22 protein-coding genes are annotated in these 21526 nt (G+C 69.3%); 12 read left to right on the top strand and 10 right to left on the bottom strand.

Annotated features, from left to right (window positions below):
• Position 1 precedes the first annotated feature (1 nt).
• On the top strand, positions 2-3151 hold the full coding sequence (locus MKL09_RS08230; protein WP_244019432.1) for an efflux RND transporter permease subunit: 3150 nt from the start codon (positions 2-4) through the stop codon (positions 3149-3151).
• A 143-nt stretch (positions 3152-3294) separates the two neighbouring features.
• Positions 3295-4830, top strand: a complete 1536-nt coding sequence (locus tag MKL09_RS08225) for an efflux transporter outer membrane subunit (protein ID WP_313901174.1) — start codon at positions 3295-3297, stop codon at positions 4828-4830.
• A 16-nt stretch (positions 4831-4846) separates the two neighbouring features.
• Here the strand turns inward: MKL09_RS08225 and MKL09_RS08220 are convergent, their stop codons facing one another.
• The 4 genes from MKL09_RS08220 to MKL09_RS08205 all read right to left on the bottom strand — a co-directional run bounded on the left by MKL09_RS08220 (position 4847) and on the right by MKL09_RS08205 (position 9131).
• Positions 4847-5638, bottom strand: a complete 792-nt coding sequence (locus MKL09_RS08220; RefSeq protein ID WP_244019429.1) for a flagellar hook basal-body protein — start codon at positions 5636-5638, stop codon at positions 4847-4849.
• Positions 5639-5743: 105 nt separating this feature from the next.
• A complete protein-coding gene (locus MKL09_RS08215) occupies positions 5744-6211 on the bottom strand; it encodes a secondary thiamine-phosphate synthase enzyme YjbQ (RefSeq protein ID WP_244019427.1) in 468 nt (155 codons plus the stop codon).
• Positions 6208-8079 (bottom strand): cisplatin damage response ATP-dependent DNA ligase, encoded by a 1872-nt coding sequence (locus tag MKL09_RS08210; protein ID WP_244019425.1) that lies wholly within the window; start codon positions 8077-8079, stop codon positions 6208-6210. The genes MKL09_RS08215 and MKL09_RS08210 overlap by 4 nt, the downstream gene beginning before the upstream one ends.
• Positions 8076-9131 (bottom strand): ligase-associated DNA damage response exonuclease, encoded by a 1056-nt coding sequence (locus tag MKL09_RS08205; RefSeq protein ID WP_244019423.1) that lies wholly within the window; start codon positions 9129-9131, stop codon positions 8076-8078. Before MKL09_RS08205 ends, MKL09_RS08210 begins: the two co-directional genes overlap by 4 nt.
• Before the next feature lie 122 nt (positions 9132-9253).
• Between MKL09_RS08205 and MKL09_RS08200 the strand changes: the two genes are divergently transcribed.
• Positions 9254-10201: a methyltransferase domain-containing protein gene (locus MKL09_RS08200; protein ID WP_244019421.1), complete on the top strand. Its 948-nt coding sequence runs from the start codon at positions 9254-9256 to the stop codon at positions 10199-10201.
• Between the two features lie 81 nt (positions 10202-10282).
• Entirely contained in the window at positions 10283-11077 is a 795-nt protein-coding gene (locus tag MKL09_RS08195) for a YoaK family protein (protein WP_244019419.1), read from the top strand.
• 15 nt (positions 11078-11092) lie between these two features.
• Here the strand turns inward: MKL09_RS08195 and MKL09_RS08190 are convergent, their stop codons facing one another.
• The 4 genes from MKL09_RS08190 to MKL09_RS08175 all read right to left on the bottom strand — a co-directional run bounded on the left by MKL09_RS08190 (position 11093) and on the right by MKL09_RS08175 (position 12975).
• The gene (locus MKL09_RS08190) at positions 11093-11521 is read right to left on the bottom strand and encodes a carboxymuconolactone decarboxylase family protein (RefSeq protein WP_244019417.1); all 429 of its coding nucleotides are present in this window, start codon (positions 11519-11521) and stop codon (positions 11093-11095) included.
• A gap of 20 nt (positions 11522-11541) precedes the next feature.
• On the bottom strand, positions 11542-11913 hold the full coding sequence (locus MKL09_RS08185; protein ID WP_244019416.1) for a MerR family transcriptional regulator: 372 nt from the start codon (positions 11911-11913) through the stop codon (positions 11542-11544).
• 195 nt (positions 11914-12108) lie between these two features.
• Complete coding sequence (arfB, locus tag MKL09_RS08180) at positions 12109-12540, bottom strand: alternative ribosome rescue aminoacyl-tRNA hydrolase ArfB (protein ID WP_244019415.1); 432 nt, start codon at positions 12538-12540, stop codon at positions 12109-12111.
• A gap of 138 nt (positions 12541-12678) precedes the next feature.
• Positions 12679-12975: a BolA family protein gene (locus MKL09_RS08175; RefSeq protein ID WP_244019414.1), complete on the bottom strand. Its 297-nt coding sequence runs from the start codon at positions 12973-12975 to the stop codon at positions 12679-12681.
• Between the two features lie 108 nt (positions 12976-13083).
• On the opposite strand from MKL09_RS08175, the gene MKL09_RS08170 reads away from it, so the two are divergent.
• The 5 genes from MKL09_RS08170 to cobT all read left to right on the top strand — a co-directional run bounded on the left by MKL09_RS08170 (position 13084) and on the right by cobT (position 17904).
• On the top strand, positions 13084-13707 hold the full coding sequence (locus MKL09_RS08170) for a J domain-containing protein (RefSeq protein WP_244019413.1): 624 nt from the start codon (positions 13084-13086) through the stop codon (positions 13705-13707).
• A 208-nt stretch (positions 13708-13915) separates the two neighbouring features.
• Entirely contained in the window at positions 13916-14899 is a 984-nt protein-coding gene (gene cobS / locus MKL09_RS08165) for a cobaltochelatase subunit CobS (RefSeq protein ID WP_244019412.1), read from the top strand.
• Positions 14900-14943: 44 nt separating this feature from the next.
• Positions 14944-15414, top strand: coding sequence for a DUF29 domain-containing protein (locus MKL09_RS08160; protein WP_244019411.1), 471 nt, complete (start codon positions 14944-14946; stop codon positions 15412-15414).
• 84 nt (positions 15415-15498) lie between these two features.
• A complete protein-coding gene (locus tag MKL09_RS08155) occupies positions 15499-15990 on the top strand; it encodes a DUF29 domain-containing protein (protein WP_244019410.1) in 492 nt (163 codons plus the stop codon).
• Between the two features lie 6 nt (positions 15991-15996).
• A complete protein-coding gene (gene cobT / locus MKL09_RS08150; protein ID WP_244019408.1) occupies positions 15997-17904 on the top strand; it encodes a cobaltochelatase subunit CobT in 1908 nt (635 codons plus the stop codon).
• A gap of 27 nt (positions 17905-17931) precedes the next feature.
• Here cobT and MKL09_RS08145 read toward each other — a convergent pair whose 3' ends face one another.
• Entirely contained in the window at positions 17932-18411 is a 480-nt protein-coding gene (locus MKL09_RS08145) for a carboxymuconolactone decarboxylase family protein (RefSeq protein ID WP_244019407.1), read from the bottom strand.
• A 79-nt stretch (positions 18412-18490) separates the two neighbouring features.
• Here MKL09_RS08145 and MKL09_RS08140 point away from each other — a divergent pair, with 79 nt between their 5' ends.
• Complete coding sequence (locus tag MKL09_RS08140; protein WP_244019406.1) at positions 18491-18946, top strand: MarR family winged helix-turn-helix transcriptional regulator; 456 nt, start codon at positions 18491-18493, stop codon at positions 18944-18946.
• 94 nt (positions 18947-19040) lie between these two features.
• On the opposite strand, the gene rpmB is transcribed toward MKL09_RS08140, so the two are convergent.
• The gene (gene rpmB / locus MKL09_RS08135; protein WP_058190906.1) at positions 19041-19343 is read right to left on the bottom strand and encodes a 50S ribosomal protein L28; all 303 of its coding nucleotides are present in this window, start codon (positions 19341-19343) and stop codon (positions 19041-19043) included.
• Positions 19344-19683: 340 nt separating this feature from the next.
• Here rpmB and MKL09_RS08130 point away from each other — a divergent pair, with 340 nt between their 5' ends.
• The gene (locus MKL09_RS08130; RefSeq protein ID WP_244019405.1) at positions 19684-20589 is read left to right on the top strand and encodes a DUF3108 domain-containing protein; all 906 of its coding nucleotides are present in this window, start codon (positions 19684-19686) and stop codon (positions 20587-20589) included.
• A gap of 77 nt (positions 20590-20666) precedes the next feature.
• The gene (locus tag MKL09_RS08125; protein WP_244019404.1) at positions 20667-20957 is read left to right on the top strand and encodes a DUF1330 domain-containing protein; all 291 of its coding nucleotides are present in this window, start codon (positions 20667-20669) and stop codon (positions 20955-20957) included.
• Positions 20958-21526: the final 569 nt, after the last annotated feature.

Below are 21526 nucleotides of genomic sequence, written 5' to 3'. Positions count from 1 at the left end.
GATGAACAGCCTGATCGTCTTCTCGCTGCGCCAGCGCGTGCTGGTGGTGCTGCTGTTCGTGGTGATGCTCGGCATCGGCTACGGCGCCTATACCCAGCTCAACATCGAGGCCTATCCCGACCCGGTGCCGCCGCTGGTCGACGTGATCACCCAGAATCCGGGGCAATCCGCCGACGAGATCGAGCGCTACATCACCATCCCCCTGGAGGTGGCGCTCGCCGGCATCCCCAACGCCCAGGTGGTGCGGACGATCTCGCTGTTCGGCCTGTCCGACGTGAAGGTCCAGTTCAACTACGAGTACACGTACGAGCAGGCGCTGCAGCGGGTGCTCAACCGCCTGTCGCAGGCCCCGAGCCTGCCGAACGGCGCCACGCCGCAGATCTCGCCGACGAGCCCGGTGGGCGAGATCATGCGCTACAAGCTGGTCGGCCCGGCGGGCTACTCGCCCATGGACATGAAGACCCTGCAGGACTGGGTGCTGCAGCGCCGGTTCAAGGCGATCCCCGGCGTCACCGACGTGACCGCCTTCGGCGGCAAGGCCAAGGAATACGAGGTCGCGGTCGACCTGAACCGCCTCCAGGCCCAGGGCCTGACCCTGGTCCAGCTGACGACCGCGCTGAACAACGCCTCGATCAACGTCGGCGGGCAGACGCTGAATGTCGGCCAGCAATCCGCGGTGGTGCGCGGCATCGGCCTGATCCGCGACATGGACGACATCAAGGACACGATGATCAGCCTCGTCAACGGCACGCCGGTGCTGGTGCGGGACGTGGCGGAGGTCCGCGTGTCGAACGCGCCCCGGCTCGGGATCGTCGGCCACGACGACCAGCCCGACGTGGTCGAGGGCATCGTGCTCATGAGCCGCGGCGGCCAGAGCCTGCCGACCCTGGAGCGCGTCGAGGCCGAGATCGACAAGATCAACAGCTCGACGATCCTGCCCCCCGACGTGAAGATCGAGCGGATCTACGACCGGTCGGGCCTGATCCACACCACGACCCATACGGTGATGCACAACCTCGTCTTCGGGGTGGTGCTGGTGTTCATCGTGCAGTGGCTGTTCCTGGGATCGCTCACCAGCGCGATCATCGTGGCGGCCACGATCCCGTTCGCGCTCGGCTTCGCGATCCTGATCCTGGTGGTGCGGGGCGATTCGGCCAACCTGCTGTCGCTCGGCGCCATCGATTTCGGCCTGATCGTCGACGCCACGGTGATCATGGTCGAGAACGTGTTCCGGCACCTCGCCGAGCCCGAGCATTCCGAGGGCCAGAAGCCGCCGGGGGGCCTGGAGGGCCGGCTCGGCATCATCGCCATCGCCGGCGTCGAGGTGAACCGGGCGATCTTCTTCTCGGCGATCATCATCATCGTCGGCTTCCTGCCGCTGTTCACGATGAGCGGCGTCGAGGGCCACATCTTCGGCCCGATGGCCAAGACCTACGCCTACGCGCTGGTCGGCGGCCTGCTCGCCACCTTCACGGTCTCGCCGGCCCTCTCGGCGCTGATCCTGCCCCGGAAGCTCGAGGAGCGGGACACCCTGATCGTGCGGGTCCTGCGCGCCGGGCACGAGCGCATCCTGGCCTTCGGCCTGAAGAACCGGGTGCTGGCGCTCTCGGTGATGCTGGTGGTGCTGCTGGCCTCCGGGCTGGCGGCACGCAACCTCGGCCTGGAATTCCTGCCGCGGCTCGAAGAGGGCAACCTCTACGTGCGCGGCACCATGCCGTCATCGATCTCGCTGGAGGCCGGCAACGCCTATGTCCAGCGCCTGCGCAAGATCTTCCAGGAGGTCCCGGAGGTCGTCACGGTGATCTCGCACCAGGGCCGGCCCAACGACGGCACCGACGCCACCGGGTTCTTCAACGTCGAGATCCTGGCGCCGTTGAAGCCGATCGACCAGTGGCGCAAGGGCCTCGACAAGGACACGCTGATCCACGACCTGAACAAGAAGCTCGAAGCGGAGTTTCCCGGGATCGAGTTCAACTTCTCGCAATATATCGAGGACAACGTCCAGGAGGCGGCCTCGGGCGTGAAGGGCGAGAACTCGGTCAAGATCTACGGCAGCGACCTCGCCCAGCTCACCAAGACCGCCAACGCCGCCAAGGCGGCGCTGGCCACGGTGCCGGGCATCACCGACCTGGCGGTGTTCGAATCCCTCGGCCAGCCGACCGTGCGGATCGACGTCGACCGCCACAAGGCCGCCCGCTACGGCCTGTCGATCGGCGACGTGAACACCACGATCCAGGCGGCGATCGGCGGCCAGACTGCGGGCGACCTCTACGAGTACGGCTCCGACCGGCACTTCTCGATGCGGGTGCGGCTGGCCAAGGAGTACCGCTCGTCGCTGGCCGGCATCCGCAACATCGCGGTCGGCGCCCAGAACCCCAACGGTGGCGTGATCCAGGTGCCGCTCTCCGAGATCGCCGACGTCGACCTCGTCTCGGGCGCCTCGTTCATCTACCGCGAGGACCAGGAGCGCTACATTCCGGTGAAGTTCTCCGTGCGCGGGCGCGACCTCGGCAGCGCGGTGATCGAGGCCCAGCGCAAGGTCGCCGAGGCCGTGGACCTGCCGCCGGGCTACCGGATGGAGTGGGTCGGGCAGTTCACCAACCTCAAGGACGCCGCGACCCGGCTCAGCCTGGTCGTGCCGGTGACCCTGCTGCTGATCGCGCTCCTGCTGTTCATCAACTTCTCGTCGGTGGCGGACATGTTGCTGACGCTCTCGGTGATCCCGATGGCGATGATCGGCGGCATCTTCGCCCTGTCGTTCACCGGCACGCCGTTCTCGATCTCGGCGGCGATCGGCTTCATCGCGCTGTTCGGCATCTCGACCATGGAGGGCGTGATCCTCCTGGCCTACTACAACCAGCTCCTCGACGAGGGCTGGCAGCGCAAGGACGCGGTGTGGAACGCCGCGATCGTGCGGATGCGCCCGGTGATGATGACCTGCGTGGCCGCCTGCGTCGGCCTGCTGCCGGCGGCGGTGTCCACCGGCATCGGCTCGCAGGTGCAGAAGCCGCTGGCCCTGGTGGTGGTCGGCGGCATCATCCTGGCCCCGAACCTGATCCTGGTCGTGGTGCCGGTGCTGATCTCGCTGTTTTCCCGGCGCCGACCGAACCCGAATGCGCGGGCGCGGACGGAGCATCGGGCCGCGGCATGAGCCGGATCGGGGCGGCGCGAGCCGGGGGACGACACGTGACCGGAACACCACAGCGCCGGTCCGGCGCGCGGGATCGCGCCGCCGTCGGATTGACTTGGCCGTGCGCCCGGACCCTCTACCGAGGGAGGGGTTTCGGGGGCATGATGGTGGAGTTGGCGCCGAAGCGGTGCGGTCGTGCGGCTGCCGTGCTGGCGGCGGCTCTGTCCCTGTCGGCCTGCGCGGTCGGCCCGAACTACGTGCCGCCCGAGGCGCCGCCGGTCGGGCGCTACACCAAGGAACCGCTCAAGAACCCCTCGGCCGCCGACAATATCCGCACCCGGCAGGGCGGCTCGGCGGATCAGAGCTTCGTCTCCGGGGCCGACATTCCCGGCCAGTGGTGGACCCTGTTCCACTCCAAGGCGCTGAACCAGCTGGTCGAGCAGGCGCTCGCCAACAATCCGACCCTGGAGGCGGCGCAGGCCTCGCTGCGGATCGCGCAGCAGAACGTCCTCGCCCAGAAGGGCACGCTGTATCCGAGCCTGACCGCGACCCCGCAGGCGCAGGGCGTCTTGGCGCCGGGCCTCGACCTGCAATCGCCGCTCAACAACCAGACCAACTATCTCTACAGCCTCTACACGCCGCAGGCGGTGGTCTCGTACAATCCCGACGTGTTCGGCGGGAACCGGCGCCAGATCGAGTCCCTGGAGGCCACCACCGAGAACCAGCGCTTCCAGCTGGAGGCGGCCTATCTCAGCCTGACCGGGAACGTCGTCGCCGCCGCCATCCAGGAGGCGGCCCTACGGGCGCAGATCGACGCCACCCGCAAGGTAATCCAGGCGCAGACCGAAGTGCTGCAGCTGTTCAACAAGCAGCTCTCGCTCGGCCAGATCGCCGGGGCCGACGTGGTCCAGCAGCAGGCCGCGCTCGCCCTGTCGCAGCAATTGCTGCCGCCGCTCGAGAAGCAGCTGGCGCAGCAGCGCAACCTGCTCACCGCGCTGGCCGGGCGGCTCCCGTCCGACGAGGTTTCGGAGACCTTCCAGCTCTCGGCGCTGCGCCTGCCGACCAAGCTGCCGGTGAGCCTGCCCTCGCGCCTCGTGCAGCAGCGCCCCGACGTGAAGGCAGCCGAGTCCCTGGTCCAGCAGGCGAGCGCCAGCGTCGGCGTCGCCGTGGCCAACCGCCTGCCGCAATTCAGCCTGACCGCCACGGGCGGCTCCAGCGCGGTGCGGATCGCCCAGGTTGCCAATCCCGGGGCGGCGTTCTTCACGATCATCGGCCAGGCGACCGCGCCGATCTTCGACGCCGGCACCCTGTTCCGGCGCCAGCGGGCGGCGGAGGAGACGCTGACCCAGGCGCAGGCGCAGTACAAGGCGACGGTGATCACCGCCTTCCAGAACGTCGCCGACGCCCTGCGGGCGCTGCAGGCCGACGCCAAGGCGGTGGCCGCCGCCGATGCCGCAGTCAGCGCCACCAACCAGAGCCTCGGGCTGATCCGCAAGCAGTACACGGCCGGCGCCGTCACCTCGACCCAGGTGCTGATCGCCCAGCAGGGCTACTTGTCGGCCCTGGTTACCTCGGCCGGCGCCCGCGCCACCCAGTACGGCGACAGCGCGGCTTTGTTCGTGGCGCTCGGCGGCGGCTGGTGGAACCGCAACGACGTGGCCCCGCCCCCGCCCGAGACGGACCCGCTGAAGTTCCTGTGAGGCGCGCCGTCGGGCCTCACACATCCATCGCGATGGCGTCCTGCAGCATCTGATCGGCGGCGCTCATGACCTTGGTGTTGGCCGTGTAGGCCTGCTGGGTCTCGATCATCTTGGAGAACTGATCCGAGATGCCGGCATTCGACTGCTCCACCGACCCGGCGGTGACGGTCGCGCCGTCGAGCCCGAAGCTCGGCGTCCCGGATCGGCCGTTGGCCACGTAGGTGCCGCCGTCGAGGGAGGTCAGGTTGTCCTGGCCGCCGAACTGCGCCAGCGTCAGCGATCCGAGCGCCTGCGTGCTGCCATCCGCGGCCGTGCCGGTGAGCGTGCCCGCGGGCGAGACCGCGAGGCTCGCCAGGGTGTTGGTCCCGGTGGGAACCTGGACCGGCGCGGTCGCCGACGGGCCGGCGAACAGGTAATAGCCCGCGCCGTTGACCAGGTAGCCGCTCGAATCCGCGGCGAAGTCGCCGCGCCGCGTATAGCCGGTCTCGCCGGTGAAGCTCGGGCTCTGCGGCGTGCCGGTGTTCGACCGGACCACGAAGTAGCCGTTCCCCGAAATGGCGAGGTTGGTCGAGACTCCGGTGGACTGGATCGTCCCCTGGATCCCGAGGGTGTCGCGCGTGCTGGTCGAGACGCCGCCGCTCGATTGCGCCTTGGCCGTGGTCTGGGCCAGCATGTCGGCGAAGCTCGTCTCCGTGGTCTTGAACCCCGCCGTCTGGGTGTTGGCGATGTTCCCGGAGATGTTGTTGAGCGCGAAGGACTGCGCCGAGGCGCCGGCCACCGAATTCGAGAGCGCGTCAAACAAGCCCATCGGGGTCTCCATTCCCGAGACCGGCCGAAAGCACCGATCCTATACCGGCCTATAGAGGCGCAGCATGGTTAACCAACGGTGTGTCAGCGAATGTTGCCGTCCGGCTCACGCCCCGATCACGTTCAAAATAATCTCCCGCCGGTGCGGCCGGTCGCGGTGCTCGATCAGGTAGATCCCCTGCCAGGTGCCCAGGGCCATGCGGCCCTCGACCAGCGGGATGCTCAGGGCGGAATTCGTGACCAGCGTGCGGATATGGGCCGGCATGTCGTCCGGCCCCTCGGCACCGTGGACGTAAGGGGCGCCACGCGGGGCGAAGCCGTCGAGCGCGGTCATGAGGTCGGTCTGTACGTCCGGGTCGGCATTCTCCTGGATCGTCAGCGAGGCCGAGGTGTGCCGGCAGAACACCGTGACGAGCCCATCCCGGATCCCGCTGCCGCGCACGAACCCGGACACCGCGCCGGTGAAATCCGTAAAACCCTGTCCCTGGGTCGCGATGGTCAGGCGGCCGCTCGCGTGGCGCTCGACCACGCCGGAGGCCAGCGGTTCCACCGGACCGATCTTGCCCTGCCTCATGCATCCGTCTCCGTCAGCGTAGCCCCCGGCGCGATCTCGCGCTCGCCGCGGGCCAGGATCCGCTCCAGCACGTCGATCCGGTCGGCCTCCGCGGGGGGCTTGTCCCAGCGGATCCGGCTGACCCGGGGGAAGCGCATCGCCACCCCGGACTTGTGCCGGGTCGAGCGTTGCACGCCCTCGAAGGCGATTTCCAACACCAGGCCGGCCTCGTGCCCATGGGTGACCTCGCGCACCGGCCCGAACCGCTTGCTGGTATTGTTGCGGACATAGCGGTCGAGCTTGGCGAGCTCGGCATCGGTGAAGCCATGATAGGCCTTGCCCACCGGGACCAGCTCGTCGCCGCCCTCCGGCGCCTCCCGCCAGACCCCGAACGTGTAATCCGAGTAGAACGACGAGCGCTTCCCGTGGCCGCGCTGGGCGTACATCATCACGGCGTCGACGATGTGCGGCTCGCGCTTCCACTTCCACCACGGGCCCTTGGGGCGGCCCGGCAGGTAGGGGCTGTTGAGGCGCTTGAGCATCACGCCCTCGATCGCGTCCGCGTCCTCGCCGGCACCCACGGAGGCCGGATCGGCGCGGGCGGCGGCGAGCGCCTCCCAATCCGCGAACGGGACCACGGGGGAGATGTCGATCCGGGCGTGGTCGAGGCGGGTGACCAGGGCTTCCAGCTTCTCCCGACGGGTCGCGAACGGCTCGGCCCGCAGGTCGTCGCCGTCGAGCGTCAGGAGGTCGTAGGCCCGGACATGGGCGGGGAAGTCCTCCAGGAGCTTTCCCGTCACGGCCTTCCGGTTCAGGCGCTGCTGCAGGACGTTGAAGCTCTGGACCCGGCGCTCGCGCAGGATCAGCAGCTCGCCGTCGAGCGTCCCCGTGAAGCCGATCGCCTCGGCGAGATCCGGGAACGCCCCGGTGATGTCCTCGCCGGTGCGGGAATAGACCTTGGCGACCTGGGCGCCGGCCCGGTCGCGCCCGCCGACGAGTTGGACGCGGATGCCGTCCCATTTCCACTCCGCGGAAAAAGCCTCCGGCTCGAGCTTCTCGAGATCGGCCTCCTCCTCGATCGGATGTGACAGCATCGGCGGCCGGAACGGGGCCGGGTTCAGGGTCTCGGGCCGCTCGGCCCGGCCCTCGACCCAGGCGAACAGGGTCTCGAACGGCGGCGTCAGCCCATGCCAGACTTCTTCGACCGCATCCGCTTCGTGGCCGCCGAGGGCGCCGACCGCGGTCTTGGCGAGCCGCGCCGAGACGCCGACGCGCAGATTGCCGGTGACGAGCTTCAGCAGCGCCCAGCGCCCGGTCTCGTCGAGGGCGTCGAGCCATTCGGCGAGGTGGCGGGGCAGATCTTTTTTGGGGATAGTGCTGAGGGTTTCGACGACCTCGGCTAGGCTCGGCGGCGGCGGATTGTTGTGGCCGATCCCCACACGCGCATCCCCTCCCCCCTCTGCGGGGGAGGGTGGGCCGGCCGTCAGGCCGGGTCGGGAGAGGGGAGCGACGGTGCCGGACGAGTCGCGACGGGCCTCATATTCTGAATCGTCGCGCTGCCCCTCTCCCCCCCTGCTGCGCAGGGTACCCTCCCCCGCAGAGGGGGGAGGGACAGGTGTGGTGGGCCAGATCAGCGCCGTGGTCTCGGCGAGATCGCCGACGTAGTTGTGCGACAGCCGGAACAGCACCGGGTCGATGCGCTCCTCCACCAGGCCGCGGATCAGGGCCGGCTTGGCCTCGCGAAAATTCAGCGTGCCGGTCATGGCGCCCAGCGCGTAGCCCCGCTCCGGATCCGGCGTGCGCGCGAAGAAATCCTGGAGCAGGCGCAGCTTGGCGTTGCGGCGAGGCTCGTAGGCGAGGCGGTCGAGGAGATGGGCGAAGTCGTTCACGCGGCCACCTCCGGCTCCGCGGCGTCGGTCGGGGCCGGCTCCGCCTCGCCGTCGTCACCGTAGCCCAGCAGGTGCAGCGGCTTCGCCTTGATCCCTTGCGTCCCGCACCAATGCACCAGCGCGTCCTCCTGGCCGTGCGTCACCCAGACCTCGCCGGCGCCGGTGTCCTGGATGGTCCGGCACAGGTCCGGCCAGTCGGAATGGTCGGAGATCACCAGCGGCAGCTCGACGCCTTTCTGGCGGGCGCGGGCGCGGACCCGCATCCAGCCCGAGGCGAAGCAGGTCACCGGATCGGGGAATTTTCGCGACCACAGGTCCTGCATGGCCGAAGGCGGGCAGATCACGATGGCGCCGTGCAGGTCCTTGCGGTCGGCGGCCACGACCTTCGGGGTGTCGCCCAGGGGAATGCCCTCGCGCTTGTACAGCTCCGTCAGCTTCTCCATCGCCCCGTGCAGGTGGATCGGCCGGTCCCAGCCCTCCTCGCGCAGCAGCGCCATCACCCGCTGCGCCTTCCCAAGCGCGTAGGCGCCGACGATGTGGGCGCGCTCCGGGAAGAGGGCCACCGAGGCCATGAGCTTGCGGACCTCGTCGCGGGTATCCGGATGGGTGAACACCGGCAGGCCGAAGGTCGCCTCGGTGATGAACACGTCGCAGGGCACCACCTCGAAGGGCAGGCAGGTCGGGTCCGGCGCCCGCTTGTAGTCGCCCGAGACCACGACGCGGACGCCGTCCCGCTCGATAGCGATCTGGGCCGAGCCGAGGACGTGGCCGGCGGGGGCGTAGCGTACCGTGACGTCGCCGACGCGCAGAGCCTCGCCGAGCCGGGCCTCCTGGCGCTGGCGGCAGAAATCCTCGCCGTAGCGCACCGCCATGATCCGCAGGGTCTCGGGCGTCGCCAGCACATGGCCGTGGCCGGCCCGGGCGTGGTCGGCATGGCCGTGGGTGATCAGCGCCCGCTCCACCGGCCAGGTCGGATCGACGTGGAAGCCGCCGAGCGGGCAGTAGAGGCCTTCGCGGGTCAGGGTGAGGAGGTCGCTCGCGCGTGTCGGCATCGGGCCCGTTGCTGCCGGTGGAATCCGCCGGTGGCCCCGGTATATAGAGCGCTCTCCGCCGAGATGGCCGCCGGTTCGGCGCGAGAGAGCGCGCCATTTCGGTGCCCCGACCCGGCAGACGCATGGCCACGCAACACAGTTCCGGCGATCTCCTCGCCGACCGCCGTTATCGCTACGCGGAGGCCTGCCTGATCGATGGCGATCATGCCGGCGCGGCGGAGCTGGCCGAGCAGGCGCTGGAGATCGCCCCCCGTTACGTTCCCGCCTGGCTGATCCTCGGCCGCGCCCGGGAGGGACTGGCCGCCCAGGGCGGCGACCCGCTGCTGCGCGCGGCCGCGACCCGGGCCTTTGCCTGCGCCCTCGACATCGACCCGGAGGATACGCTGGGCGCGCGGGCGCATCTCGCCCATCTCGGCGTCGATGACAGCCTGCCGCCCCTATCGCCCGCTTATGTCCGGGCCCTGTTCGACGGCTACGCCCCGAGCTTCGAGCGCCACCTCGTGGACGGGCTGGGCTATGTCGGCCCGGATCTGGTGCGCGCCGCATTGCCGTCCGCGCCGGCGCGGTTCGCGGCGGTGCTGGACCTGGGCTGCGGCACCGGCCTCGTGGGGGCGGCGATCCGCGACCGGGCCGCCCACCTCACCGGGGTCGATCTCTCGCCCGGGATGCTGCATGTGGCGCGGGCCAAATCCCATGCGGGCCGGCCGCTCTACGACCGCTTGGCCGAGGGCGACCTCGTCGCCTTCCTGGGGGGCGAGCCGCCGAGCTCCGCCGATCTGTGCGTCGCCGCGGACGTGCTGATCTACGTGGCGGACCTGACCCCGGTCCTGGAACGGGTCGCCCGCGTGCTGCGGCCCGGCGGCCACGCGGTCTTCACGGTGCAGTCCCATGACGGCGACGGCAGCGTCCTGGGGGCCGACGGGCGCTACGCCCACGCGGATTCCCGCATCGCCGCGGTGGCATCCGGCGCCGGCCTCGCGATTGCGTTGCTGGAAGCGGCCCATGTGCGGTGCGAAGGCGGCCGGGCGGTGCCGGGCCGGGTCGTCGTGCTGCATCGCACACCGCGTTGATGCGCCCGGCATGAAACTGCCTGGCTATTCGTCCATTGTCTGTCGGCTGCCCGGGGTGCAGCGATGGGATCGGGGATAGGCATGGCGGATGTCAGTGGCGGGAATGATGGGCGCGCACCCGAGCGCAAGCCCGACCCGCCAGCGGACCGCTCCTTCCCGGCGGATCCCCGAACGCGCATCTTCTTCGCCATCGCGCTGGCGACGCTGGCTGGCTGCGCCGATTCCATCGGCTTCCTGGAATTCTCGCAGCTGTTCATGTCGTTCATGTCGGGCAACACGACACGCTTCGGCGTGGCCGTGTCCAACGGTGACTGGGAGAACGTCACCCGCGTCGCCAGCACCATCAGCCTGTTCTGCTTCGGCGCTTTTCTCGGCACGCTGATCGCCGCTTGGGTCGGACGCTGGCGGCTGGCCGTACTGCTGACGCTCCAGGCGCTGCTTCTGGCGGGCGGGCTGCTGATGCCCTGGGGCAGCTTCGCCTACCCGCTGCACGCCTATCCGATCGTGTTGGCGCTGGGGCTCCAGAACGCGACCCTGCAGGACGAGGGCGGCCGCTCTCTGGCGTTGACCTACGTCACCGGCGCGGTGGTGCGCTTCGGTACCGGCTGCGCCAACCTGCTGCTCGGCACGGTGGCCCCGTCGTTCTGGATCCAGGCGCCGCTCTGGGCCGGCCTCAGCACCGGCGCGGTGATCGGTGGCCTGCTCGACATCCGCTACGGCGAATCCGCCTTCCTGTTCCCCGCTGGCCTGGCGGCGATTCTGGCTCTGGTGGCGATCGCCCTGACCATTGCCAAACCCGGCAGCACCCTGGTCGCCGGCTCGGCCCCCGCCCCCGATGCGAGCCCGAAGGCGAAGGTGATCGACGCGATCCATTGAGTGGTCCGTGCTGCCTCACTCGGTGGCGAAGGCATCGCGCGCGGTGCCGATGGCGTTGAGCGCCGCGGGAAAACCGGCATAGGGGATCATCTGCATCACGGTCTCCACGATCTCCTGCCGCGAAGCCCCGACCCGCAACGCGGCCCGCATGTGGACCTTCAGCTGCGGAGCCGCCGTCCCCATGGCGGTGAGGGCCGCGACGGTCGCCAGTTCGCGAGTCTTCACATCCAGACCCGGACGCGCGAACACGTCGCCATAGGCGAACTCGACGATGTAGCGGCCCAGGTCGGGAGCGATGTCACTGAGGCTCTCGACCACTGCCGCGCCCTGCGTTCCGCTGATGGCCCTGAGTTGGGCGAGACCGCGCTCATACCGATCCTGGGGCTTCGATCCTTCAGGAACGCTGGAGCCATCCGCCAGCGGAAGCGCCGCCGCGCCGGCCATAACAGTGCGTCGATCGACCATCATAGGTTGTCTCCGGTTTGGATTTCTCGGTCGTGATAGTGAGCGATCTTCGCGTCGAGCGCCGCGATGAGGCCGCGCAGTTCGTCCTGGCGCGCGACGAGAGCGGCCCGGTGCGCTTCGAGCATCGCGCGACGCGCACCGAGGGTGGCGTCGCCCTTGGATCGCAGGCGGCTGTATTCGAGCCGTTCGCGGATCGGCATGTCCATCGCTTGGAGCTTGCCCAGGAAGCGTGCCCAGGCGAGATCATCCGCCCCGTAGCTGCGCCGGCCGCCGCCGTCGCGCGCGGTTCGGGGCAACAATCCGATCCGCTCGTAATAGCGGAGGGTGTCGGTGCTGAGGCCGCTTCGGGTTGAAAAATCGCTGATCTTCATCGGGCGAGACTCACTGCGCCGATGCGGTTTACGTGTTGGAGTGCGCTCCACGTCAAGCGGGCGTTTCGCGACAGCCTCGTGAGATCCTGAGCCTTCGGGCAAACGGCACGCGAAAGCGCGCGCCGCCGAAATGGATACGGGTTCGGCGCATGCGAGCCTGATGGCAACGCGATCGGGGCTGCCTCTAACGCTGGATCAGCCGTCCGAATCCCGGTAGCTGCCCCGCCCCTGCTTGATCACGGCGCGGCTCTTCTTGGCACCGATGCGTCGCTCCTTCGAGCCCTTGGTCGGCTTGGTCGCGCGGCGGATCGGCGGCGGCGGCTTGGCCGCCTCGGTCACGAGATCGACCAGCCGCTGCAGCACATCCGCCCGGTTGCGCTCCTGGGTGCGGTGCCGCTGCCCGGACAGGACCAGGACGCCGTCCTTGGTCAGGCGCCGGCCGGCGAGCTTGTACAGGTTCGCCTTGACCCGCTCGTCGACCGAGGGTGAGGCGAGGATCGACCAGCGCAGTTGGACCGCGGTCTCGACCTTGTTGACGTTCTGCCCGCCCGCCCCCGAGGCGCGCATGAACGACAGCTCGATCTCGTCGTCCTCGATGGCGATCCGCGCATTCACCCGCAGGGACATGGCGACCTCCGGACCGCGCCTGACCCGGCTCGGCGGCAGGTGCCTCGACACACCGGCTCCGGCCCGGGAACGGCGATCTTGATGATGCGAACCGAAGCCACGATCGCCATATCCCCACCTCCCAGTCCGATGCCGGCTTCAGGCGGCCTCGGCCGGGGTCCGGGCGCGCAACGCCAGAGCATGCAGCCCGCGCTTGAACGCATCGTCCAGCAGGGCATTGACCAGCCGGTGCCGCTCCACGCGGCTCTTGCCCTCGAACGCCGACGCGACGATGTCGAGCCGGTAATGGGTCTCGCCTCCGGGCCGCGCGCCGGAATGGCCGGCATGCAGGTGTGATTCGTCGATCACATCAAGGTGTGCCGGCGCCAGTTCCGTGCGCAGTTTCGCCTCCATCCAGCCCCGAAGGGTGTCGTCTTCACCAGTCCCGTCAGCCATCGCGCCCTCGCCTCATGTCGCCACCATCCGTCAAGCCCGATCCCGCGCATGCGTCATCAGGCCCAGTGCCCTTGTGTCTCCGGTTTGCCCCCTCATAATCGGCCCGTCATGGATCTCAACTCGCGCCTGTTCGACAGCATCCGGATCAAAAAACCGTCCTGCGACGAGCCCAAGCCCGCGGCTGACGGCACGTGCGAGGCCCAAGGCTGCACGCAGCCGGGGCTGCACCGGGCTCCGAAGGGTCGGAAGGCGGAAGGCCAGTACTGGCGGTTCTGCATCGATCACGTCCGCGCCTACAACGCGAGCTACAACTATTTCGACGGCATGAACGATGCCGCCGTCCAGGCCTATCAGAAGGACGCGATCATCGGGCACCGCCCGACCTGGGCCATGGGCGTGAACCCGGCTGGCCAGGGCAAGCCGGCCGAGGAGCCGACCCGCGACTGGGCCTATGTCGATCCGCTCGGCATCCTGAGGGGCGCCGGTGTCGAGGGACGCCGCCGCGCCCGCCAGCCGGAGCCGGAAAAGCCCCGCCGCACCGCCACGGTCCGCCGCGCCCTCGACGTGATGGGCCTCGAAGAAGGGGCGGACGGGCCCGCCATCAAGGCGCAGTACAAGGCGCTGGTGAAGCGCTTCCACCCCGACGCCAACGGCGGAGACCGCTCGTTCGAGGAGCGCCTGCGCGACATCATTCGCGCCCACGACGTCCTGCGCGCCGCCGGGCTCTGCTGAGCGGCATGAACGATGCAGGCCGATCCGGTCGTACGATAGGGCAAACCGCGCGGCGTGACCCTATATGGAGCCGGTGCCGATCGGTGGCGCAGCGCCGCGCCGCCGTTTAAAGATTGAGTCCGCCCCGCGGCGGATGCCCGGCTCGACGTTCTTCCGTGCGGATGCTCCCACCTTCGGGCCGGAGTTTCCGCGCCTCACGAGGTCCCGAATGCTCTCTGACGACACGCCCGCCGCGCTGCCTGACCGCACCGTTTCCGTCCGCGAGGTCTTCGGCATCGACCTCGACCTCAAGGTCCCGGCCTATGCCGAGCCAGAGGAACACGTTCCTGATCTCGATCCGGACTACATTTTCGACCGGGAGACGACCCTGGCCGTGCTGGCCGGCTTCGCCCGCAACCGGCGCGTGATGGTCACCGGCTATCACGGGACCGGCAAGTCGACCCATATCGAGCAGATCGCGGCCCGGCTGAATTGGCCGTGCGTGCGGATCAACCTCGACAGTCACGTCTCGCGCATCGATCTCGTCGGCAAGGACGCGATCGTCCTGAAGGACGGCAAGCAGATCACGGCCTTCCAGGACGGGATCCTGCCCTGGGCGCTGCAGAACAACGTCGCCCTGGTGTTCGACGAGTACGACGCCGGCCGTCCGGACGTGATGTTCGTGATCCAGCGCGTGCTGGAGCTGTCCGGCCGCCTGACGCTGCTCGACCAGAAGCGCGTGATCCGCCCGCACCCGGCCTTCCGGCTGTTCGCCACGGCCAACACGGTCGGCCTCGGCGACACGTCGGGCCTCTATCACGGCACCCAGCAGATCAACCAAGGCCAGATGGACCGCTGGTCGATCGTGACGACTCTGAACTACCTGCCGCACGACCGTGAGGTGGACATCGTGCTGTCGAAGGCGGTCCATTACCGCAACGACCAGGGCCGCGACATCGTCAACCGGATGGTGCGCGTGGCGGACCTGACCCGCAACGCGTTCATGAACGGCGACCTCTCCACCGTCATGAGCCCGCGCACCGTGATCACCTGGGCCGAGAACGCCGACATCTTCAAGGATGTCGGCTTCGCGTTCCGGGTGACGTTCCTGAACAAGTGCGACGAACTCGAGCGGACGCTGGTAGCCGAATTCTACCAGCGCGCTTTCGGCAAGGAGCTGCCCGAGAGCGCCCTGAACGTCGCCTTGAGCTGAACCGCATGGAGGACCACGTGGCGCGTCCGGCCCGAAGCGAAGCGATGGCGGCGGCTGCCCCGTCCGCGCGGGGCCGCACGCGCTACGAGGACGACCTGTACACCTGGGTTCAGGAGCAGGTCGCGCTGTTGCGCGCCGGCCGGTTCGACGAGGTCGATGTCGAGTTGGTCGCCGAGGAGCTCGAGGATGTGTCGAAGCGCGAATATGCCAGGCTCTATAGCTGCCTGCGCGTGCTGGTGATGCACATGCTCAAGTGGGATCAGCAGGCGGAGCATCGCACACCAAGCTGGATCTTCTCGATCCGCGAGCAGCGCCGACGCTTCGATCGGCTTCTCAAGGGCAGCCCGGGCCTCAAGTCCCGGCTCGATGAGGCCCTGGCGGAGGCCTATCCGGACGCGCGGGACTGGGCCGCCAACGAGACCCACCTCCCACCCGACGAGTTCCCGCCGGACTGCCCCTACGCTTGGGACGATCTGCTTGAACGTCCGTTCGACCTCGATTCGGTGAAGACGTAGCCCCGCATGTCCGTCACCCTTCAAAAAGGACCTGTCCGGACCCGCGGCGGCAGCGGTGCCGATCCTGTCAGCGTGGAGGATTCCGTGGCGCATCCGGCCCAGACGCACGAGCCTGCTCCGGTCGTGCCTGCCGGGGGCCGGACGCGGTATGCGGACGATGTCTACACCTGGGTTCAGGAGCAGGTCGCGCTGCTCCGCGCCGGCCGGGTGGACGCGCTCGACCTCGACAACATCGCCGAGGAGCTGAGCGACGTGGGCCTGAGCGAATATTACCAGCTCCAGAGCGCTGTCGAGATCATCCTGCTTCACATGCTGAAGTGGGATCACCAGCCGGAACGGCGTAGCCGAAGCTGGGCGCTCAGCATCGCCGAGCATCGTGAGCGGGCTCGGATCCGGTTGCGGAAGAGCCCCGGCCTGAAAGCGAGCCTGGACGAAGTGCGCCTCGACGCCTTCCGCCTCGCCCGGCTGGGTGCTGCCCGCGAAATGGAGCGCTCGCCCAAAACCCTGCCCGAAGAATGTCCCTACACCTGGGACGACATCCTGAATCGCCCCTTCGAATTCGAGGCCGACCGGTAGCCCCGCATGTCCATCTCCAACCGCAAGCCCGGCGAGCGTCGCGAATCCGTGGCCGAGCCCCTGAAGCGCTCGGTGGCGGGGTGCCTGCGCGCCATCGCCCGCCGGTCCGAGGTCGAGGTGACCTACGCCACCGACCGGCCGGCGCTGACCGGCGACAAGGCTCGGCTGCCCGAGCCGCCCCGCAAGCTCTCGGCCCAGGACGTGGCGGTGCTGCGCGGCAATGCCGACGCCATGGCGTTGCGGCTCGGCTGCCACGACATCGCGGTGCATCGCCGGCTCGCCCCCGAGAACGCCGCCGCCCGGGCGGTCTACGACGCGGTGGAGCAGGCCCGGGTCGAGGCGATCGGCTCGCGCCGGATGGCGGGCGTTGCCAGCAACATCACGGCGATGCTGGAGGACCGCTACCATCGCGGCGGCAAGTACGAGACCATCACCGACCGGGCCGACGCGCCGATGGAGGATGCCGTCGCCCTGATGGTGCGTGAGCGCCTGACCGGACAACGGCCGCCGGAAGCAGCGGCCAAGATCGTCTCGTTGTGGCGCGAGCATATCGAGGCCAAGGCCGGCCCGAACCTCGACGGCCTGATCGGCTCGATCGAGGACCAGCGCAAGTTCGCACGCTCGGTGCGCGACCTGCTCACCTCCCTCGACATGTCGGACGAGACGCCGTTCGACGCCGAGGATGACGAGAACGACGACGAGAACGACGCCCAGGACGACGAGCAGAACCCCAGCGAGGGCGATTCCGAGGAGAAGAGCCAGGGCGAGCGCGCCGAGATCGAGACCTCGGAGGAAGCCTCCGACGAGATCGAGGAGGGCGCGCAGGAATCGGCCGACGCGCCGTCGGGCGAGTTGCCCGACGAGTCCGAGGACGCGGAATCCGAGGAGGCCTCCGAGGCGTCCCGGCCGCCGACGCGCCAGGGCAACGAGGCGCGGGGCCCCGAATACCGGGTGTTCAACCCCCGGTTTGACGAGATCATCCACGCCGAGGAGCTGTGCGACGCCGATGAGCTGTCGCGCCTGCGCAGCTATCTCGACAAGCAGCTGTCGCACCTGCAGGGCGTCGTCGGGCGTCTTGCTAACCGGTTGCAGCGCCGGCTCCTGGCGCAGCAGAACCGTGCCTGGGACTTCGACCTGGAGGAGGGTCAGCTCGACCCGGCCCGGCTCGTCCGCGTCGTCACCGACCCCCATCAGCCTCTCTCCTTCAAGCAGGAGAAGGACACCAATTTCCGCGACACCGTGGTCACCCTGCTCCTCGACAATTCGGGGTCGATGCGCGGCCGGCCGATCACCGTGGCGGCGACCTGCGCCGACATCCTGGCGCGGACGCTGGAGCGCTGCGGCGTGAAGGTCGAGATCCTGGGCTTCACCACCCGGGCCTGGAAGGGCGGCCAGAGCCGCGAGGCCTGGCTCGCCGCCGGCAAGCCGCCGAACCCGGGCCGCCTGAACGATCTGCGCCACATCGTCTACAAATCCGCCGACGCGCCGTGGCGCCGGGCGCGGAAGAATCTCGGGCTGATGATGCGCGAGGGTCTTCTCAAGGAGAACATCGACGGCGAGGCCCTGGACTGGGCGCATAAGCGCCTGCTCGGGCGGCCCGAGCAGCGCAAGATCCTGATGGTGATCTCGGACGGTGCGCCGGTCGACGACTCGACCCTGTCGGTCAATGCCGGCAACTACCTTGAGCGGCACCTGCGCTGGATGATCGAGGAGATCGAGACCCGCTCGCCGGTAGAGCTTCTGGCCATCGGCATCGGCCACGACGTGACCCGCTATTACCGCCGGGCCGTGACGATCATCGACGCCGAGGAACTGGGCGGCGCCATGACCGAGAAGCTGGCCGAGCTGTTCGAGGAGAACGGCTCCCCGACGGCGACGGGCAGGGCCCTGCGCACGGCTGGCGGACGGCGCTGACGGTTTGCCGGAAGCCCGGCGCGGCCCTCAGGCCGCCTGCCGGGCGGGCGGCGGGAAATGCAGCCCGCCCGCGATGCGGTTCCAGGCGTTGATGGTGGCGATCGCGACGGTCAGCAGCAGCGTCTCGTCCCGGCTGAACAGTGCGCGCGGCGGCTCGGCGGCGCGCGACGGCACAGCACCATCGGCCATGCGCGTAAGCTGCTCGGCCCAGGCCAGGGCAGCGCGCTCGCGGGCCGAGAAGCCCGGATGGTCGCGCCAGACCGCGATCGCGTCGAGAATCGGGTCGGCAATGCCGAGGCGGCGCGCCGTGTCGAGGTGGAAACCAACGCAGAACGCGCAGCCATTGATCTGGGAGACGCGGATCTTCACGATCTCACTGAGATGCTTGTCCAGGCCGGCCTCGTCCACGGCCTTGCCGAGGGCGAGCAGCGCGGCCTGGGCCGCCGGGACCGAACGCCTGAACGTGTCGTAGGAAAAGTCGGCTTCCGCCAGATCCACGTCGGACATGGTACGCCTCCCGCGAGTCAGATAACATCAGAGCACGAATAACATATCAGAGCTCTGATAAACGGCAAGGGGCGACGCCATGGGAGACTTGCCCGCGGTCGGCGAAGGCAAGCGTGGGGAGGACGGCCATCTGGGCTATCTGCTGCGGCAGGCAGCCCACGCGCATCGCCAGCGCGTCGAGCAGCGGCTAGGCGACCTCGGCCTGACCCTGCCGCAATTCTCCGTCCTGACGATGCTGGCCGCCTATCCCGGCCACAGCAGCGCGGATCTCGCGCGCCTCGCGCTCGTGACGCCGCAGACCATGAGCGTGATCGTCGCGAACCTGCTGAAAGCCGGTCTCATCGTGCGGACACCGCATCGGGTTCACGGCCGGATCCAGAGCATCGCGCTGACGGACGCGGGCGAAGCGACGCTCGGAGACGCGAAGCAACGCGTCTATGCGCTGGAAGCGGAGATGCTGCGCGATCTCGCGCCCGAGGCGCAGGCTGCGATTCGTCAGTGGCTGACGCGAATCACACAGCCGGAGGCCGCGTAAGAAAGCGCGGCGCAGGCAAGCGCAAACCGCCGCGGCAGGGCTGCCACGGCGGTTTGCGTCGTCCGATGATTGAGGGGCGCGGAAGCGCCCGAGATCAGGCCGCGACGGCCGGGGTCTCGGCGAGCTTCTTGTGGATCTCGCGCTTCAGCAGGCGGGCGGTCTGCGACAGGTCGCCTTCGCCGGCCTTGATCAGGAAGGCGTCGAGGCCGCCGCGGTGCTCCACCGAGCGCAGGGCGTGCGCGGTGACGCGCAGGCGCACCCGCTTGCCGAGCGCATCCGACTGGAGCGTGACGTTGCACAGGTTCGGCAGGAACCGGCACTTGGTCTTGTGGTTCGAGTGGCTCACGAGGTGGCCGACCTGAACGGCCTTGCCGGTGAGTTCGCAGCGGCGCGCCATGATGACTAAAATTCCCGTCTCGTTCCGCCCGAGAAGACCCGATCGCAAGCGGCGCGATCATCGTCGCAGCGGGCGGCGCCCGATACGTATTCCAGGTCCAGCGGAGTCCTGTTGAAGGCGCGAGCCTATAGGCGACCCGGCCCCGATGCGTCAAGCTCCGGACCGATCGGAGGCGTCCCGAGTGTCCAACGGTCTGTTAACCACGATGCCGGGATATAACCGTCATCGGCTCGACGAAGGCCGGCGCCGCGCTGGCACCGATGCGTCGAGCGCCCGTCTCGCGAGATCGTCTCGCAAAAGATATTTTTTCGCCCGCGTTTCCTGGGATGCGATCCGGATCATGAGCGCCACGCCTGTCCGTCGGACGATCAATCTGCTGACGACGCGCCTTCTCGGGACCGTGCTCGCCGTCGCGGCGCTCGGCGCCCCGATCGATGCGACCGCCCGCGCGCGGCGGGCCGCCGCCGCAGCACCCGCCACGGTGACGGTCGACTACAGCATCAACCTCGCCGGCCTGCCGATCGGCACGGCGCGGCTCGCGGGCAGCTTCGAGCGCGACCGCTACCTCATGGACGTCTCGGCGACGCTGACCGGCCTGGTCGGTGCGATCACAGGCGGCAAGGGCTCGGCCCGGGCCTCCGGGATCTTCGCGGCAGCGCCGCAGCCGGGCGCCTTCTCGATCGCGACCCATACGGCGAGTTCCGGGATCGCGGTGCGCATGGCGCTGGCGCGCGGCAACGTCGTGCAGGCCGAGATCACGCCGCCCCTGGTCGACATGCAGGACCGGGTACCCGTCACGGCCGCCCACAAGCGCGGCATCATGGATCCGGTGAGCGCATTGCTGATGCCGGCCCAGGGCCGGGGCGAGCCGCTCGATCCGGGCAATTGCAACCGGTCCCTGCCGGTGTTCGACGGCGCGACCCGCTTCAACGTCGTGCTGAGCTACGCCGAGACCCGGGACGTGCAGAAGCCCGGCTATGCCGGCCCGGTCCTCGTCTGCACCGCCCGCTACCAGGCGGTGGCTGGCCACCGGCCGGACCGGCCCGGGGTGAAGTTCATGGAGGACAACCGCGAGATGTCGGTCTGGCTCGCCCCCGTCGAGGGGACGCGGGCGCTGATTCCGTTGCGCATCTCGGTGCTCACCACCATCGGCACCAACATCATCGAGGCGACCCGCTGGACCCAGGGCGCCGCCACCGGGACGGCCGGCGCCAGCGTCGCCCAGGCGAGCCTGCCCGGGCAGTAGCGTCCGGCCGCGCTTCGCCTTTGACCGGCGGTCTCTTTCCGGGCATCGCGTGCGCCGCGACCGGGAGGAGGCAGACCATGGCGAAGGGCTACATCATCGTCCGGATGACGGTCACCGATCCCGACACCTACGCGGCCTATTCCGAGATGGCCTCCGCGGCGATGCGGCTCCACGGCGCCAAGCCCCTGGTGCGCGGCGGGCGCTGCGAGGCGCTGGAAGGCGAGGCCCGGCCGCGCAACGTCGTGCTGGAATTCGAGTCCTACGACGCGGCACGGGCCTATTATGTTTCGCCCGAATACCAGGCGGCCAAGGCCAAGCGCCTGCCCGCCGGCATCGGCGAAGTCGTGCTGGTCGAGGGTGCCGATTGAGGCGGCCGGTTTACGCCGCCAGGGGCGCCCGGCCATTCGACCAAAAATTGGCTCGCGCGCGCCGACGATCTGGGTTCGATCTGGCGGGCGGCCTGTTCGCGCTCCTGCGGGTATGGTGGACGTAGCCGGAGAGCGCAGCGAGCGGACCGCCAACGCGCTCTGAAAATCTTTCCTCTTTCGGGCGATCATCCGCCCATGAGCTTACACCACCTCCGAATCGCTCTCGCTGTCGCGGCCCTCGCCGGCCCGGCCGAAGCCCAGCCCCTCACCGCCGGATCGGCCGATCCCGGCTGCGGCGGCGACGCCTTCTCATCGGCACAAGTGATCGAGCACCGGCCGCCGCGGCACGGCCCGCTGGTCGTGGTCCCCGACACCCTCTGCGCCGACCTCGCGCCCCAGCCCGGATCCCCCGCCACGCAGATCGATGTCGTGCCGCTGATTATGCCGCAGGTTGGCAGCGGCCCGGGTGATATCCCATATGGGGGAGGATCGAGGCGGCCCTATCGTCCCTGACGCGACCGGCCGCCCGAACCTCCCTGCCCGCGCCAGACGGCGCCGCGCCGGCCTTC

It is taken from the genome of Methylobacterium sp. J-048, from assembly GCF_022829515.1.
Classification (GTDB): Bacteria; Pseudomonadota; Alphaproteobacteria; order Rhizobiales; family Beijerinckiaceae; genus Methylobacterium.
This window is presented reverse-complemented; position numbering and strand designations above follow the sequence as displayed.

Excerpts from the sequence above, each read along its gene's own strand:
- MKL09_RS08230 (WP_244019432.1), top strand. The coding sequence starts at position 2 with ATGAACAGCCTGATCGTCTTCTCGCTGCGCCAGCGCGTGCTGGTGGTG.
- MKL09_RS08225 (WP_313901174.1), top strand. The coding sequence starts at position 3,295 with ATGGTGGAGTTGGCGCCGAAGCGGTGCGGTCGTGCGGCTGCCGTGCTG.
- MKL09_RS08220 (WP_244019429.1), bottom strand. The coding sequence starts at position 5,638 with ATGGGCTTGTTTGACGCGCTCTCGAATTCGGTGGCCGGCGCCTCGGCG.
- MKL09_RS08215 (WP_244019427.1), bottom strand. The coding sequence starts at position 6,211 with ATGAGGCAGGGCAAGATCGGTCCGGTGGAACCGCTGGCCTCCGGCGTG.
- MKL09_RS08205 (WP_244019423.1), bottom strand. The coding sequence starts at position 9,131 with ATGCCGACACGCGCGAGCGACCTCCTCACCCTGACCCGCGAAGGCCTC.
- MKL09_RS08200 (WP_244019421.1), top strand. The coding sequence starts at position 9,254 with ATGGCCACGCAACACAGTTCCGGCGATCTCCTCGCCGACCGCCGTTAT.
- MKL09_RS08195 (WP_244019419.1), top strand. The coding sequence starts at position 10,283 with ATGGCGGATGTCAGTGGCGGGAATGATGGGCGCGCACCCGAGCGCAAG.
- MKL09_RS08190 (WP_244019417.1), bottom strand. The coding sequence starts at position 11,521 with ATGGCCGGCGCGGCGGCGCTTCCGCTGGCGGATGGCTCCAGCGTTCCT.
- MKL09_RS08185 (WP_244019416.1), bottom strand. The coding sequence starts at position 11,913 with ATGAAGATCAGCGATTTTTCAACCCGAAGCGGCCTCAGCACCGACACC.
- arfB (WP_244019415.1), bottom strand. The coding sequence starts at position 12,540 with ATGTCCCTGCGGGTGAATGCGCGGATCGCCATCGAGGACGACGAGATC.
- MKL09_RS08175 (WP_244019414.1), bottom strand. The coding sequence starts at position 12,975 with ATGGCTGACGGGACTGGTGAAGACGACACCCTTCGGGGCTGGATGGAG.
- MKL09_RS08170 (WP_244019413.1), top strand. The coding sequence starts at position 13,084 with ATGGATCTCAACTCGCGCCTGTTCGACAGCATCCGGATCAAAAAACCG.
- cobS (WP_244019412.1), top strand. The coding sequence starts at position 13,916 with ATGCTCTCTGACGACACGCCCGCCGCGCTGCCTGACCGCACCGTTTCC.
- MKL09_RS08160 (WP_244019411.1), top strand. The coding sequence starts at position 14,944 with ATGGCGGCGGCTGCCCCGTCCGCGCGGGGCCGCACGCGCTACGAGGAC.
- cobT (WP_244019408.1), top strand. The coding sequence starts at position 15,997 with ATGTCCATCTCCAACCGCAAGCCCGGCGAGCGTCGCGAATCCGTGGCC.
- MKL09_RS08145 (WP_244019407.1), bottom strand. The coding sequence starts at position 18,411 with ATGTCCGACGTGGATCTGGCGGAAGCCGACTTTTCCTACGACACGTTC.
- MKL09_RS08140 (WP_244019406.1), top strand. The coding sequence starts at position 18,491 with ATGGGAGACTTGCCCGCGGTCGGCGAAGGCAAGCGTGGGGAGGACGGC.
- rpmB (WP_058190906.1), bottom strand. The coding sequence starts at position 19,343 with ATGGCGCGCCGCTGCGAACTCACCGGCAAGGCCGTTCAGGTCGGCCAC.
- MKL09_RS08130 (WP_244019405.1), top strand. The coding sequence starts at position 19,684 with ATGAGCGCCACGCCTGTCCGTCGGACGATCAATCTGCTGACGACGCGC.
- MKL09_RS08125 (WP_244019404.1), top strand. The coding sequence starts at position 20,667 with ATGGCGAAGGGCTACATCATCGTCCGGATGACGGTCACCGATCCCGAC.